The sequence below is a fragment of the Fundidesulfovibrio sp. genome, from assembly GCF_058402725.1.
Genome location: NZ_JBZVFJ010000003.1, coordinates 26,925 through 41,180 on the forward strand (window position 1 = coordinate 26,925; position 14,256 = coordinate 41,180).

General features: G+C 69.0%; 14 protein-coding genes and 1 riboswitch. Of the genes, 7 read left to right on the top strand and 7 right to left on the bottom strand.

From position 1 onward, the window contains the following. Window positions 1-2: 2 nt before the first annotated feature. The 3 genes from ACV4UX_RS00930 to ACV4UX_RS00940 all read right to left on the bottom strand — a co-directional run bounded on the left by ACV4UX_RS00930 (window position 3) and on the right by ACV4UX_RS00940 (window position 2,804). Entirely contained in the window at window positions 3-1,127 is a 1,125-nt protein-coding gene (locus ACV4UX_RS00930; protein WP_491591464.1) for a branched-chain amino acid ABC transporter permease, read from the bottom strand. 94 nt (window positions 1,128-1,221) lie between these two features. Then, window positions 1,222-2,385 (bottom strand): ABC transporter substrate-binding protein, encoded by a 1,164-nt coding sequence (locus ACV4UX_RS00935; protein ID WP_491591465.1) that lies wholly within the window; start codon window positions 2,383-2,385, stop codon window positions 1,222-1,224. Further along, window positions 2,382-2,804, bottom strand: a complete 423-nt coding sequence (locus ACV4UX_RS00940; RefSeq protein ID WP_491591466.1) for a hypothetical protein — start codon at window positions 2,802-2,804, stop codon at window positions 2,382-2,384. Before ACV4UX_RS00940 ends, ACV4UX_RS00935 begins: the two co-directional genes overlap by 4 nt. Here ACV4UX_RS00940 and ACV4UX_RS00945 point away from each other — a divergent pair. The 4 genes from ACV4UX_RS00945 to ACV4UX_RS00960 all read left to right on the top strand — a co-directional run bounded on the left by ACV4UX_RS00945 (window position 2,775) and on the right by ACV4UX_RS00960 (window position 6,425). Continuing rightward, window positions 2,775-3,392 (top strand): D-sedoheptulose 7-phosphate isomerase, encoded by a 618-nt coding sequence (locus ACV4UX_RS00945; RefSeq protein ID WP_491591467.1) that lies wholly within the window; start codon window positions 2,775-2,777, stop codon window positions 3,390-3,392. The two genes, ACV4UX_RS00940 and ACV4UX_RS00945, sit on opposite strands and share 30 nt — an antisense overlap. A gap of 26 nt (window positions 3,393-3,418) precedes the next feature. Beyond that, window positions 3,419-3,661 carry an FmdB family zinc ribbon protein gene (locus ACV4UX_RS00950; RefSeq protein WP_491591468.1) on the top strand — a complete coding sequence of 81 codons (243 nt, stop codon included), beginning with the start codon at window positions 3,419-3,421 and terminating at the stop codon, window positions 3,659-3,661. Continuing rightward, on the top strand, window positions 3,652-4,587 hold the full coding sequence (gene hemC / locus ACV4UX_RS00955; protein ID WP_491591469.1) for a hydroxymethylbilane synthase: 936 nt from the start codon (window positions 3,652-3,654) through the stop codon (window positions 4,585-4,587). Before ACV4UX_RS00950 ends, hemC begins: the two co-directional genes overlap by 10 nt. 542 nt (window positions 4,588-5,129) lie before the next feature. Continuing rightward, the gene (locus ACV4UX_RS00960) at window positions 5,130-6,425 is read left to right on the top strand and encodes a hypothetical protein (protein WP_491591470.1); all 1,296 of its coding nucleotides are present in this window, start codon (window positions 5,130-5,132) and stop codon (window positions 6,423-6,425) included. Between the two features lie 6 nt (window positions 6,426-6,431). Here ACV4UX_RS00960 and ACV4UX_RS00965 read toward each other — a convergent pair whose 3' ends face one another. The 3 genes from ACV4UX_RS00965 to ACV4UX_RS00975 form a co-directional block, all read right to left on the bottom strand. Continuing rightward, window positions 6,432-6,626: a hypothetical protein gene (locus ACV4UX_RS00965; RefSeq protein WP_491591471.1), complete on the bottom strand. Its 195-nt coding sequence runs from the start codon at window positions 6,624-6,626 to the stop codon at window positions 6,432-6,434. Between the two features lie 86 nt (window positions 6,627-6,712). After that, window positions 6,713-7,783 carry a nicotinate-nucleotide--dimethylbenzimidazole phosphoribosyltransferase gene (gene cobT, locus ACV4UX_RS00970; RefSeq protein WP_491591472.1) on the bottom strand — a complete coding sequence of 357 codons (1,071 nt, stop codon included), beginning with the start codon at window positions 7,781-7,783 and terminating at the stop codon, window positions 6,713-6,715. Window positions 7,784-7,911: 128 nt separating this feature from the next. Then, window positions 7,912-8,027, bottom strand: a riboswitch (cobalamin riboswitch). A gap of 48 nt (window positions 8,028-8,075) precedes the next feature. Then, window positions 8,076-9,401 (bottom strand): ATP-dependent 6-phosphofructokinase, encoded by a 1,326-nt coding sequence (locus tag ACV4UX_RS00975; protein WP_491591473.1) that lies wholly within the window; start codon window positions 9,399-9,401, stop codon window positions 8,076-8,078. A gap of 67 nt (window positions 9,402-9,468) precedes the next feature. Between ACV4UX_RS00975 and ACV4UX_RS00980 the strand changes: the two genes are divergently transcribed. Beyond that, window positions 9,469-10,464, top strand: coding sequence for a glycosyltransferase family protein (locus ACV4UX_RS00980; RefSeq protein WP_491591474.1), 996 nt, complete (start codon window positions 9,469-9,471; stop codon window positions 10,462-10,464). Window positions 10,465-10,475: 11 nt separating this feature from the next. Then, entirely contained in the window at window positions 10,476-12,464 is a 1,989-nt protein-coding gene (locus ACV4UX_RS00985; RefSeq protein WP_491591475.1) for an O-antigen ligase family protein, read from the top strand. Between the two features lie 7 nt (window positions 12,465-12,471). On the opposite strand, the gene ACV4UX_RS00990 is transcribed toward ACV4UX_RS00985, so the two are convergent. Continuing rightward, the gene (locus ACV4UX_RS00990; protein WP_491591476.1) at window positions 12,472-12,927 is read right to left on the bottom strand and encodes a hypothetical protein; all 456 of its coding nucleotides are present in this window, start codon (window positions 12,925-12,927) and stop codon (window positions 12,472-12,474) included. A gap of 288 nt (window positions 12,928-13,215) precedes the next feature. Here ACV4UX_RS00990 and ACV4UX_RS00995 point away from each other — a divergent pair, with 288 nt between their 5' ends. Then, on the top strand, window positions 13,216-14,256 hold the full coding sequence (locus ACV4UX_RS00995; RefSeq protein ID WP_491591477.1) for a polysaccharide deacetylase family protein: 1,041 nt from the start codon (window positions 13,216-13,218) through the stop codon (window positions 14,254-14,256).

Sequence of the window (14,256 nt, forward strand, 5' to 3'; positions counted from 1 at the left end):
GCTTAGATCTTCGTGGTTTTGGGCTTGCCGAAAAGCCCCGTTGGCTTCCAGGTGAGGATGCCCAGAAGGATGGTGAAGCTGATCAGGTCGCGCAGCTCGGAGCTGAACACGGCGGCCACGGTCACTTCCAGAAAGGCCAGGAGGAAACCGCCCACGAAGGCGCCCCGGATGTCGCCGATGCCGCCCACTACGGCGGCCACGAAGGCCTTCCAGCCCACCAGCGCGCCCATGAAGGGGTCCAGCACGGGGAAGTTCATGGCGTAGAACATGCCCGCGAGGCCGGCCATGGAGGAGCCCAGGAAGAAGGTGAAGATGATCACCGCGTCCAGGGGGATGCCCATGAGGGGCACGGCGAATTTGTCGTAGGACACGGCGCGCATGGCCATGCCGAGCTTGGTGCGCGTGACGATCCACTGGAGCAGGGCGAACACCAGGAAGCTCACGGCGATGCCCGAGAGCTTGGTGATGGTGATCTTGGCCCCCAGCACGTCGAACACGGTGCGCGGCAGGAGCGTGGGGAAGGAGAGGCGGCTCGTGCCCAACAGCGACAGGTTGCCGTATTCCAGGATGATGCCCATCATCAGGGCCGTGATGACCACGTAGAGGCGGTTGGCCCCCTTGAGGCGCAGGGGCTTGTAGGCCACGCGCTCGATGAACACGCCCACAACGGAGGTGAGCACCATGGTCAGGGGGATGGTCACGGCGAAGACCACCAGTTTGTCCGTGCCCGAGGCGATGGAGACGCTCTGGCCGAAATAGTAGACGGCGGCCGAGAACACCACGAACACGCCGCCTACCACGGCGGGGTAGTTCACGGTGAGCGCCGCGCCCTGACTTCGTTTTCTGCCGAGCCACCAAGCCATGGCGAACGTCGGCAGGAGGGCGAAGAAGCCCGCGAAGGCCAGCTTCACGGCCACGGGCGAGGCAGGCGGGATGAGCGCGTGCTGGCCCATGAGGAAGGTGGCGGCGAAGAAGGCGATGTAGGCCCCCACCATGAAGATGTCGCCGTGGGCGAAGTTGATCAGCAGCAGCACGCCGTAGACCAGGCAGTAGCCCAGGGCGATGAGGGAGTAGTAGCTCCCCAGCTGCAAGGCGTTGAGCGCCTGTTGGATGACGGTGTCGAGCATGTTGGTCCCGAGGCTGACGGATTAAGGGCCGCTGGGCGGGGAACGTCGGGGGCGCGGGCGTGCGAGGACGCCCGCGCCCCGTGGGGTCATAAGCTTACGGGCAGACGGACTCGTGGAAGGAGAACTCGCCCTTGTCGGTGATCTTGACGATCACGGCGCACTTGACCGGGTCGCCGGTCTTGCCGTCGTAGCTCATCTTGCCGGTGATGCCGTCGTAGCCGCGCATGGAAGCCATGGCGTCACGCAGGGCGGCGCGGTCCTTGACCAGGTCGCCGGAGGGGGCGCCCATCTTCTGGATGGCGGCCAGCACCATGCCGGTGGCGTCCCAGGTGAGGGCAGCCACGTCGTCGGGCACCTGCTTGAACTTGGTGTTGAAGGCGTCGATGAATTCCTTGGTCGCGCCCTTGGCGCCGGCGGCGGCGTAGTGGGTCACGAAGTACTGGCCCTTGCAGTCGTCGCCGCAGAGGTTCATGAGCTCGGCGGAACCCCAGGAGTCGGAGCCCAGGATGGGGCCCTTGAAGCCCAGGTCACGCGCCTGCTTCACGATCAGGCCCACTTCGTTGTAGTACTGGGGCACGAAGAGCATGTCGGGGTTGGCCTTGATGATCTTGGTCAGCTGGGCGGAGAAGTCCACGTCCTTGGTGGTGAAGGTTTCGTAGGCCACCACGGAGCCGGCGCCGTTGGTCTTCTCGAAGTCCTTCTTGAAGAATTCGGAGATGCCTTTGCAGTAGTCCTGGTCCACGGCGTAGAGCACGGCGGCCTTTTTGGCCTTCAGCTGCTCGGCGGCGAACTTGGCGGCCACGGGGCCCTGGAAGTCGTCGAGGAAGCAGGCGCGGAACACGTAGGGGCGGTCAAGGGTGGTCTTGGGGTTGGTGGACCAGCCCGAGATCATGACGGTCTTGTTGTTGTTGGCCACTTCGGCGGCGGGGATGGCGCGGCCGGAGCCCTGGGGGCCGACCATGGCCAGCACCTTCTCGCCCTCGATGAGCTTGAGCGCGGCGTTCACGGCGGATTCGGGCTTGGCCTCGTTGTCCACATAGACGAATTCGAGCTGGTACTTCTTGCCGCCCACATCCAGGCCGCCGGCGCCGTTGATCTTCTCCTTGAGCATCTCGGCGGCGTTCTTGCTCATCTCGCCCACTTTGGGGATGTCGCCCGTGAGCGGGATGTTGAAGCCGATTTTAAGGGTGTCGGCGCCGAATGCGGCCGCCGGGAAGGCGAAGGCCGCGACCAGCAAGGCAACGAGGAATTTTTTCATTGACCGCTCCTGTGGTTGGGTTGGGCGTGATTGCCCGCAACGAAGCCTCTCCACAAACGTCCGCCGCGATGCTGCGGCAGGGCATCTGATAGCTTAACCGGCAATGAAAAAAAAGTACAAAATTGCAAAAATATCGTTGTTCCGGCCAGAGGAACGCCAAAAACGTGCATCGTTTCGCTCAGCGGAACCGTGCCGGGCCGCACTGCGCCCGCTCCCGGAATCGTTGAAGATGCCCGGCGTGCCCACGAAACCTGAATCGAAGCAATGAGCTTGATTATCCCGGATTTCACACCATTGCAACAGTCACTCCCCGTCTGGCTGCCGCCGTTGTCTTTGGAGCGCGTTTTGGTTAGATTGTCGCCCCCGGATCGACCAACAACGGAGGCCACATGTCCACCGACGCCCTCGAGATCGTCCACGAGCACGCACGGGAAGGCGCGCAGCTGCGCGAGCGCTTCTTTCGCGAAAACGGACAGGCAGTGGTCGCTGCGGGGCGAGCCCTCGCCCTGTGCCTCGCCAAGGGCGGAAAGATCCTCTTCTGCGGCAACGGCGGCTCCGCGGCCGACGCCCAGCACCTGGCCGCCGAGTTCGTCAACCGCTTCCAGCTCGAGCGCCCGCCGCTCCCCGCGCTGGCCTTGACCACCGACACCTCCATCCTTACAGCCATCGGCAACGACTACGGCTTCGACCAGATCTTCTCCAAGCAGGTGCAGGCCCTCGGACGCCCCGGCGACGTGCTCGTGGGCATCTCCACCTCGGGCAACAGCCCCAACGTGGTGGCCGCCATGCGCCTGGCCAGGGAAAAAGGGCTGACCACCCTCGGCATGGCAGGCAAGAACGGCGAGATCGTCCAGTTCAGCGACCTGGCGCTCCTCGTGCCCCACGGCGTCACCGCAATGATCCAGGAGATCCACATCGCCTGCGGGCACCTGCTCTGCAAGCTGGCCGACCACTACCTCTTCGAGGCCGTCATGGAACTCAAGCCTTACCTCGACGCCGCGCCCTGACCGCGCGGCCCCAAGGAGCTCACCCAATGCCCATCTACGAATATCGCTGCAACCAGTGCGGCGCGGACTTCGAGGAACTCGTCTTCGGAGACGCCAAGCCCCCGTGCCCCCAATGCGGCTCCGAGGACACCGGCAAGCTCATGAGCGCCTGCCGTCACACCGCCGGACACAACCCCGGCGGCTACCAGGGCAACACCGTCCCCGCCTCGGTCCCCAGGGGCGGAGGCTGCGCCGGTTGTTCCGGCGGGAGCTGCTCCACGTGCAAGTAAGCCTCACCATCGCCACGCGCGGCTCCAAGCTGGCCCTCTGGCAGGCCCACCACATCAAGGGGCTCCTCGAGGCCCGCCACCAGGGCCTGAGCGTCCAGCTGCTCATCCTCAAGACCCAGGGCGACAAGATCCTCGACGTGCCCCTGGCCAAGGTGGGCGGCAAGGGCCTCTTCGTGAAGGAGATCGAGGAAGCCCTGGCCGACGGCCGCGCCGACCTCGCCGTGCACTCCATGAAGGACGTGCCCGTGGAGCGCCGCCCCGGCCTCGCCCTGGGCCCCATCCCCCGGCGCGAGGACCTGGCCGACGCCCTGCTCTCCACCCTGTACCCCTCCCTCGACGCGCTCCCCCGGCGCGCCGTGGTGGGCACCTCCAGCCTGCGCCGCCAGGCCCAGCTCCTCGCCCTGCGCCCGGACCTGGAAATCCGCATGCTGCGCGGCAACCTCGACACCCGCGTGGGCAAGCTCCTCGACGGCCAGTTCGACGCCATCGTCGTGGCCGCCGCAGGGCTCAACCGCCTGGGACTCACAGCGCCCCACAACGTCCGCCTGGGCCCCCCGGACTTCCTCCCCGCCGTGGCCCAGGGCGCACTCGGGCTGGAATTCCGCGCCGACGACGCCAAAACCCGCGATCTCACCGCCTTTCTCGACCACCCCGACACCCGCGACGCCGTGGACGCCGAACGCGCCTTCCTCGCGCGCCTCGAAGGCGGCTGCCAGGTGCCCATCGCCGCCCACGGACGCCTCGATGGCGATCAGGTGGCGCTCACCGGTCTCGTCGCCGACCCCGACGGCAAGCGGCCCGTGCGCGCCGAGCGCCGCGCCCCGCGCGGCCAGGCCGCGGAACTGGGACGCCTCGTGGCCGAAGACGTGCTGGCCCAGGGAGGAGGCGACATCCTGCGCGCCGTCTACGGACAAGGCAAAGCCTAGAATGCGCGCGGCGGGGACGGCGGGTAAGAGGCCTCCGGCGGGCAAAGAGGGCTCCGCCCTCTCTGCACTCTCCCAGGGGGAGAGCCTCCCCCTGGACCCGGCTATTGCTTCGCGGGTTCCACCGGCCACGACATCGTGTCCTGGTCCGTACGCAGCACAGCAGCGGACACCCGCCGGGAACGCGCCTCAAGGCAGGCGCTTATCCCGGCGGACTGCCATCGCCGCAAGCGGCGATGCGCAAGGAGTGTGTCTTCAGAAATCCAAAAGAGTCCTTGATCCACCCCCTGGCGCGAAGCGCCACGGCCCCCCGCGCGGGGATTCGCGGCTTTGCGCGAATTCCGGCGCGACAGGCGGCGCAGCCGCAAAGGCCTTGCCAGCCGGTCCAGGTTCTCCGCGCGGAGAACCTGGACCGGCAACGCATGCGCATCCGGTGAAACCCGCGAAGCGGAATGGGATTCCAAAGGGCGTAGCCCTTTGGCCGCCGGAGGCATATTCTCCTCCCGTCTCTTCTCCCTCCCTCTCCTTTCTGTCCGGAGCTTTTCGTGACGTCGCCTGATCGTCTTTGGACGCTGCTCTGGCGCGCGGCCACGGCGGGGACGCTGGGGCTGGTGGTTGCGATGGCGTTTTTGAGCGCCTTCGCCGCCCATCCCGACGAGAAGGACCACGTGGGCGCAGGCCAGTACTACATGCGCTACTGGGATCCTCCGGCGGTGGGGGACGAGCGCGCCAAGGGGGCGTACAGCAACTACGGGGTGTCGTACCTCAACCAGTTGGACGCGGTGTATTTTTTCGCGGGCAAGTTCGCGGTGCTGGCGCGGCCTCTGGTGGGGCAGGATCATGTGGCGCTGCGTCTGTTCAACGTGGTGTTGTTCGCGTTGCTGACGGCGATGGCGTGGAGCGTGCCCGGGCGGTGGCGTCTGGCGTTGCTGCCTTTGTACCTGACGCCTCAGGCCTGGTACGTGTTCAGTTATTTCAACGGGGACGCGTTGCCGTTGGCGTTGGGCATGGGCACGGTGTGGCTGTGCGCGGTGCGCTTGGCGTCCGGACCGGAGTCCGCTGGTCGCGGCTGGGTGTGGGGCATGGGGGCGCTGCTGGGGCTTTTGACAGTGTCCAAGCAGAATTACTATGTGTATCTGGTGTTTTTCGTTGCGTTCTGGACCATGGCGGCGAGCGCGCGTCGGGGTCTGCCCGGTGCGGGCGGCCGCGAGGCGTTGCTGGCGTTGGGTCTGGCGGCGTTGATTTTCGGCGCGCGTTACGGGGCGCACCTGATGGTGGCGGCCACGCAGCCGCCGGACGCGCAGCACCAGTTGGCGGAGGCGATGGCCGCGCCGGAGTTCAAGCCGTCGGCGCAGGTGGACGGCAAGGGGTTCTGGGGTTCGCGGATGCGCTCCAAGGGCGTGACGCTGGTGGAGATGTTCACGGGCGAGTGGAAGTGGCACGTGTTCACATTCCGCAGCGCGTTCGGCAAGTACGGGGCCATGGACGTGGAGGCGCCGTTGCTGTTCTACCGCTGGATCGGCCGCGCGGCGGCGGTGTTCGGCCTGGCGTACGCGGCGGCGCTGTGGCGGGCGGGGATGTGGGCGCGCGCCGGGTGGGCGCTGTGGCTCGCGTTCGCGCTGCTCACGGCGGGCCAGTCGTTGTGGCATTCGTGGAACAACGATTTCCAGTCCCAGGGGCGGTATCTGTTCCCGATCCTGCCCATGACGGGCTGCGTGCTGGCGCTGTTCGGCCCGGAGCTGGGGCGCGGCCGGACGTGGCTGTGGAGCCTGGGCGCGGTGTTGTGGCTGATGTCCGCGTGGTCGTTCGCGGCGGTGGGCCTGGCCCGGATACCGTGCTGAAGGCGTCTAGACGATCTCGTTGATCACGTGTCCCACGAAGTTTTCCGTGAGGGTGTGGATCACCTGGTCGGCGGGCGGGGTGGGGATGATCACGTGTCCGGGGTCGTGGGCCCAAAAATGTCCCGGCGGCTGCGCCACGATGGCGTCCGGCGAGTGAACCAGGCCGTCATAGCCTGCGAAGTGGACAAGGCCGTCGTTCATGACGGACTCCGGGGGAGAGCGCGGGGCGGCCGGGAAGGCCGCCCTTTGGTTTCTGAATAACTCCCCTGGCCGGGTTTGTCGAGCGTTCAGCCGTCCTGGCGGCTCACGCCGGCCTGGGAGAAGGTGGCCATCTCGTTGAGCACGGCGGCCGAGGCGCGCAGGAGCATGAGGGCCAGGGCCGCGCCGGTGCCTTCGCCCAGGCGCAGGCCCAGGTCGAGCAGGGGGGCGGCGTCCAGGGCGCGCATCACGGCCATGTGCCCGGGTTCGGCCGAGGCGTGGCTGAAGAAGCAGTAGTCCTTGGCGGCGGGGGCCATTTTCAGGGCGGCCACGCAGGCGGCGGTGGAGATGAAGCCGTCCACCAGCACGGCCTGGCGGTTGGCCGCGCCGCCCAGGATCAACCCGGCGATGCAGGCGATCTCGAAGCCGCCCAGGGCCGCGAGGATGGCCAGTGGGTCGCCCGAGGCCACGGCCGCGCGGTTCACGTCGAGGCATGTTTCGATCACGCGAACCTTGCGGTTGACGGCCTGGGGGTCCAGCCCGGTGCCGGGGCCGGTGACTGCCTGGGGGGCCAGGTCCAGGAAGGCGCAGTAGAGTGCGGTGGAGGGCGTGGTGTTGGCGATGCCCATGTCGCCCGTGCCGATGACGCGCACGCCGCGCCCGGCGGCCTGGCGGGCGAGGGACGCGCCCAGTTCCAGGGCTTGCAGGCACTGTTCGATGGTCATGGCCGGGCCTTTGGCCATGTTTTGCGTGCCCGGAGCCACCTTGGCGCGCACCAGGCCCGGGTGCTCGGGGAAGTCCGGCCCGGCGCATCCGGCGTCCACCACCACGAGTTCCGCCCCGGCCTGTCGGGCCAGCACGTTGACGCCCGCGCCGCCGCCCATGAAATTGAGCACCATCTGCCTGGTGACCTCCTGCGGGTAGAGGCTCACGCCTTCCTGGGCCACGCCGTGGTCTCCGGCGCAGGTGAAGAGTGCGGCCGGGTCGGCCTGGGGTTTGCCGCCGCCCTGGATGAGGGCCAGGCGCAGGGCCAGTTCCTCCAGGCGTCCCAGGCTTCCCTGGGGCTTGGTGAGGTCGTCGAGGCGGGCCTGGATCGCGGGGACGAGGGAGGCGTCCACGGGGGCGATGGGGTCGGTGAGGGCCTTGAGGCGAGGGTGCATGGTGAAGTCCTTGTGATGGGCGGTCCTGGGCCTGCCGGTGCAATGAAAAAATCCCCCGGCCCCCCGTGAGGGGGGACAAGGGATTGCCGTTGCCATGGGATCAATCCGCGGATCGGGTCCGGCCGTTCGTCTTCAGGCTCGCGGGTCGTCCTCCGCCCGCCCTTCCCATCCCCAGGGACAGTGGTTCCGCGGGCATCGTCTCCGCTTACTGCGGCGGGTCCGCCACGGAATCGCACCGTGTTCCGCAACGGCCGGGATGCGGGGGCGGCTTAGCGCGGCCGGGGGCGCGGCGTCAAGCGGGCTCGGCGCGCAGCCTGCTCTGGCCCGTGGTGTCGAGCACCTGCTGCCAGGCGCTGGAGCGCACGTCCATGACCTTGCGGCCCACCGTGACCAGGGGCAGGGGCACGTGCACGGGAATCTCGTGCAGGCGGCTGACCATGATGCCGGTTTTTCCGGCCATGCCCGCGTGCACGGCCATGGCGCCCAGCATGTTGCAGTGGGCGCGGTCGGCCCCGCTGGCGGGCACGGAGCGGATGATGTAGCTGGGATCGATGAACTTGAGGTTGATGGGCAGGCGCTCCTTGAAATAGGCCTTGGTGCGGCCGATGAGCAGGCCGCAGATGTCGCCCAGCACCTTGTTGCCCGAGGCGTCGGTGAGCCCGGATTCGGGGAGCAGGTCCTGCCCCGCGCCTTCGGCCACCAGCACCACGGCGTGGCCGCGCCGCCGGAGCCTGGCCTCCAGGGCGGGCAGGAAGCCGCCGGGGCCTTCGAGCACAACGGGCTCCTCGGGGGCCAGCACGAAGTTCACCTCCTTGATGGAGAGCGCCGCCGCCGCCGCGATGAACCCGGACTCGCGTCCCATCACCTTCACCACGCCGATGCCGTAGGGCGCGCCGGTGGCCTCCACGTGGGCGCAGCGCACGGCCTCGATCACCTTTTCCACGGCCGACTCGAAGCCGAAGGTGCGCGAGACGAAGTGGATGTCGTTGTCCACGGTCTTGGGGATGCACACCACCGCGATGCGCAGCCCCCGCGTCGCCGTGACCGCCTGGATGGCCTGGGCCGCGCGCATGGAGCCCACGCCGCCCATCACGAAGAGCATGCCCACGTTGAGCCGCTCCAGGGCGTCCACCACGTCCTCGGGGTTCTGCGGCCCGCGCGAGGTGCCGAGCACGGTGCCGCCGAACTCGTGGATGTCGGCCACGGAGGCGGGGGAGAGCTCCATCACGTCGGGATCGGTCTTGGGGATGAACCCGGCCAGGCCGTAGCGCACGCCCAGCACACCGGAGAGGCCGTAGCCGTGGTGCGCCTCCATGACGATGGAGCGGATCACGTCGTTGGTGCCCGGGCAGATGCCCCCGCAGGTGACCACGGCGCATTTGGTCTTGGGCGGGTCGAAATAGATCATGCGCCGGGGGCCGGCCTGCTCCATGGACGCCACCGAGGGGCGCTTGCCCTGGCCCGGGTGCAGGATGTTCACGAGCACCCCCTGCTCGTCGTCCACGAAAAGCGAGTGACGGCGAGGGTTGGGGATCTTGGCCGCGCCCAGGTTGGGCGTGCGGGTCTTCTCGGCGTCCAGGTGGGGCCAGGGCTGGCCTGGGTGTTCGCTTTGGTGCATGATGGCCTCGCGCGCGGTTTACGATGACTTGCCCCCAACCTAGCCTCCCGCAAGGCGGTGTGACAAGATGCAATCAAGACCCGAGAGGACCTTCTTCTTCATCCCCCCCGTGCGCCGGGCGGCCGGGGGCGTGGCCGTGCTCTGGCGCATGGCCCGCTTCCTGCGCGAGGCCGGGCGCGACGCCCGCGTCGTGCTGCGCGAGGCCGGGGACTGGCGGCCCGACGACGCGGGCCAAAGCGTCCCGGAGGAGGATTTCCTCACCGTGGCGCCCACGTCCCGCGACGCCTGGGTGGTTCCCGAGGGCTGGGTGAACGCCCTGGCCCCGGGCCTCAAGGGCGGGTCGCGCTGCCTGGTGTACGTGCAGAACTGGGCCTATCTCTTCTCGGGGCTCCCCCCGGGCGTGGACTGGCGCTCCCTGCCGGTGACGTTCCTGGCCGTGTCGGCTCCGGTGGCCTGGTTCATCCGCCAGAGCCTGGGCGTGGACGCCCCGATCCTGCGCCCGGGCATCGACCTGGGGCTCTTCGCCCCGCCGGAGGAAAAGCCCGGCGAGCTGACGGTCGCCTACATGCCGCGCAAGAACAAGGCCCTGGCCGACGAGATCATGGCCGTGCTGGAGGCGCGCGGCCGCTTCGCAGTGCGCTTCGCCCCCATCGCCGGGCTGGACCAGGCCGGGGTGGCCCGCGTCCTGCGCGAGAGCCGCGCCTTCCTGGCCACGGGCTTCCCCGAGGGCTGCCCTCTGCCCCCCCTGGAGGCCATGGCCTGCGGGGCCGTGCCCTGCGGCTTCGCGGGCCTGGGCGGCTGGGACTACATGCGCCAGGCCGCCCCGGACCGCCACCGGCCGGACTGCCCCCTGGAGGAGCGCCCCTGGGGCGGCAACGGCTTCTATGTGGCCGACAACGACGTGCTGGGCGCGGCCCTGGCCCTGGAAGAAGCCCTGGAGCTGCACCGCGCGGGCGGAGAGCCCCTGGCCCGAGTGCGGGAGGCCTGCGCCGCCACGACCCGGGCCTATTCCCTGGAGGCCCAGCGCCGATCGGTCCTCGATTTTTGGGAGCGCCTGGGCTAGAGCACCACCCCATGGTCGCGACCGTCCTGCACTTCGCCAAGCTGGCGTTCTTCGCCGCCAACGCCCTGGCGGCCGCGCTATTGTGCCTGGAGATGGGCCCGGCGGCCCGAAACCTCACGGCCTTCGCGCCCCTGGCCTTCGCCCTGTGCGTGCTGCGCCCGGCGCTGTGGCCCCATGCGCTCTCGGGCCTCGGGGCCGTGCTGATGTTCTTCGGGTTCCAGTCCTATTCCGTGCACGCCCAGGCCCTGGCGTACCTGGCGGGCCTGGCGGGTCTGGCCCTGGCGGTCTCCTCGGGCAGGGAGCCCCTGCCGGGGGAGGACGGGGCGTCCCCCTCGCCCCTGAACCTGTGGCTGACGGCCTTCGTGGGCGTGATGCTCTGCGGGGTGCCGCTCATGCCCCTGGGCGAGGCCTGGGCCGCCCTGCGCGAGCTTGGCCCCCTGGGGCTGGCCCGGATGCTCGGCTATTCACCGGCCAGGAGCTCCTTTTACGCCCTGGCGGGGCTGGACCGCCTGGTCCTCTACGCCCTGCTGGCCCGGGAGCTGGCCCGCCTGCGGGGCTGCGACGCCCCCCGGGCCGTGCTGCTCGGGGCCGCCGCGTCGCTCCCGGCCTCCATGGCCTTCGGGTTCAGCGAGTTCTTCCTGGCCAAGGGCAAGGCCTTCGCCATGAGCGACCGCCTCACGTCGCTTTTCCTCAATCCCGGATGGTACGCCGAATACCTCTGCGTGGCCTTCCCCTTCCTGCTGCTCCTGGGGCGCGGTCGGGCGGGCCTGCTGGCGTGGCCGCTCACCGCGGCGGGCGTGGCGGCCATGGTGCTCACCATGGCGCGGGGGGCGTGGATCGTCTTCGGCTGCCTGGCCGTGTCCCTGGCCGTGCTCGCGGCGGCGCGCTTCGACCTCTTCGCCCTGGACCGCCGCCGCATGGCCCGGGGCGCGCTGGCGGGGCTGGCCCTGGCCGGGGTGGTGGCCCTGGGGCTCTACGGAACCCTGGCCGCCACGCGGGTTTCGCTCATGAACTTCCCCCTGGCCGTGATGATCGGCGAGCGCCTGGAGCGCTTTCTGGAGAGTCCCCGGCCCATGGTCTTCAAGAGCGGCGTGCTGGTGGGGGCCGAGGCCCCGGCGGCGGGCATGGGCTACGAAACCTACGCCTGGCACTACCCCCACCTGATGGCCGTTCCCGAAAGCGCCCTGGCCCGGGGCGTTCCCGCCTCGGCCGAGGTGTTCGAGGCCACGCACAACCTCTTCATCCAGATTTTCGCCGGGGGCGGCGTTCTGGGTCTCGCGGCGTGGCTGCTTCTGGCTTGGCGGGCCCTGCGGGTGGCCCTGGCGCGCCACAGGCTCCGGGCGGACGCCCTCTCGCTGGCGGCGGCGCTTTCGCTGGCGGTGTTCCACGCGTTCGGGCTCTTCCAGGAGATGGTCTACATCCCGGCGGTGTGGCTGCTCTTTTTCGTGGTGCTGGCGGCGTGCCTGCGCATGGAGCGCGAGCTCCCGGGCTGGAGCGCGCCCTGGACGGGCCGCCTGGCGGCGCGCGTCGCGGCCCTGGCCCTGTGCGCGGCCCTGGCCTTGCAGCTGGGCAACGCGGGCTTCGCGGCCACGGCGCGCTCGCTGGGGCTGGCGTCCTACCCTGCGCCCGGCGTCCAGGACACCCAGGGCTTCTACGGGCCGGAGCTCATCGACGGCCGGGTGGCCCTGTGGAGCCCCGGTGCGGCGTCGTTCCTGCTCACGGGGCAGGGGCCTTGGACCTTCGAGGCCGGGGCGTCGCGGCCGGACCTGGAACAGCCCGTGGAAGTGCGGCTCTCCTCGGGGGGCGCGATGCTGGCCCGGGCGCTCCTGGGGGGCGAAGGCCCGCGCCGCGCGACGCTGACGATCCCGACGGAGGCGGCCCGTCCGGGGCAGCGGGTGTGGCTTTTCGCGGCGCGTCCCTATTTCCCGCTGATGGCCCACGGCATCAAGGACCACCGCGCCCTGGGGGTGTGGCTGGCCGGTCCGGGGCTTGGGGAGTAGGCCGGGGTCACTGCCTGACGGCGGTGTCCGCGTTGTGGCTGAAGACGCGCACCTCGTTGACCAGGCGCATGCCCAGGTCGCGGATGCGGGAGTTGTCGGAGGATGCGGCCAGGCTCTCCAGGGCCTTGAGGTCGTTGGTCAGGTGCCGTGCGGCCACGTCCTTGGTCTCCACGATTTTTGAGCGCACCAGGGCCATGTCCTCGGGCTGGCGCAGGCGTTCCTCCACGGCCGCGAGCTGGGCCAGGGCGTGGGCGCGCAGGGAGTAGAGCATGGCCGTGGCGGTGTAGTAGTTGCAGAGGTTTTTTTCGCCGGGGTCGTCCATGGTGGCGGAGAGGTCCGCAGCCTTGTTGGCCAGGTCCTCGAAGTGGCGCTGGGAGGCTGCGAAGTGCTTGGCCTGGGCCAGGGCCGGGGAGGGCAGGGCCAGGCAGGCCGCGACGATCAGGGCTCGGACGAAAAAAAGCATGGGCACCTCCTGCGTCCTGGCCTCCTAGCAGTTTGAGCGGCGGGGTCAAGTGACCGCGATGACGGATTTTGCGCGCCGGGTGCAGGAAACGTAACCGGCGCGACATGCGCCAGGGGATTGTTTGATTTCGACGAAGCTTTTCATTATGGTAAGGTTTCTGGCATGGCATGCCGGACTTGGCGCGCTTGCGCCCGTTCCAGGTTTGGCCCGCTTTCTGCATGCGGGACGTTCCTGGCAGGTCCCGCAGTCCAGGCCAGGAGTCCTGCGCCCGTGAGGTTGTCCATCCGTATGAAACGCCGCCATTTCCTGTCGCTGTGCGCCTGCGCGGGCGTTTGCGCGGCCCTGCCCGGCGCGTCGCTGGCCAACGTGGCCCGGCCCTTCCCCAAGGGCATGCTCACCTTCACCTTCGACGACGGCATCGTGAGCAACCACCGCTACGCCCTGCCCATCCTCAAGAGCAGGGGGCAGGTGGCCACGGCGGGCATCGTGGTCTCGCGCATGCTCTCGAACAACGACGACTACATGACCGTCGAACAGGTGCGCGAGCTTGCCGCCAACGGCTGGGAGATCGCCTCCCACAGCCTCACCCACTCGCGCCCCACGCAGATTCCCAAGACCTACGAGCAGGAGCCGGTCAACGGCTGGCACGTCTGCGAGAAATTCCCCGGCCAGTACCAGACCCAGTACGAGTACGAGCGCATCGCCGGGCTCTACCAGGACGGCCGACCTCTCGCCGAGGTGCAGAGCCTGGACGCGCTGCAGGCCACGCCGGGCAGCTACTGGCTGGACAGGGCCATCGCGGAGCTGCATGTGCGTCCGCCCCGTCCGGGCGATCCCTCCAGCCTGGGCATCGCGGCCGGCTCCTACCAGCGGGAGATGGAGCAGTCCAAGGCCATGCTCCTGGAGTTGGGCTTCGACGTGGACACCTACATCGCCCCCCACAACTACTGGACCGACGACGTGGAGGCCCTCTCGCGGCGCTCCTACGCCCGGGCCTGCACGGGGCGCGACTCCGACAACCGCCCCTCCACGTTCAATCCCCACGCCATCCGCCGCTTCATGGTGCACGAAAAGGACTCGGCCCAGGCCTTGGCGCGCATCGTCAAGGACCACTGCCTGGAGTACGGCGGCTGGGTGGTCTTCTGTTTCCACGGCGTGGGCGACAAGACCGGCTGGGAGCCTTATCCCGCCGACAAATTCGACCAGCTCTGCGCCTGGGTGGCCCAGGAGGGCATCCCCATGGTCACGGTGCGCGAGGGCGCAAAGGCCATGCAGGCCGCCCGGCAAAACGACACGAAGCAAAAAACCATCGCCAAGAAGGGTTCATAA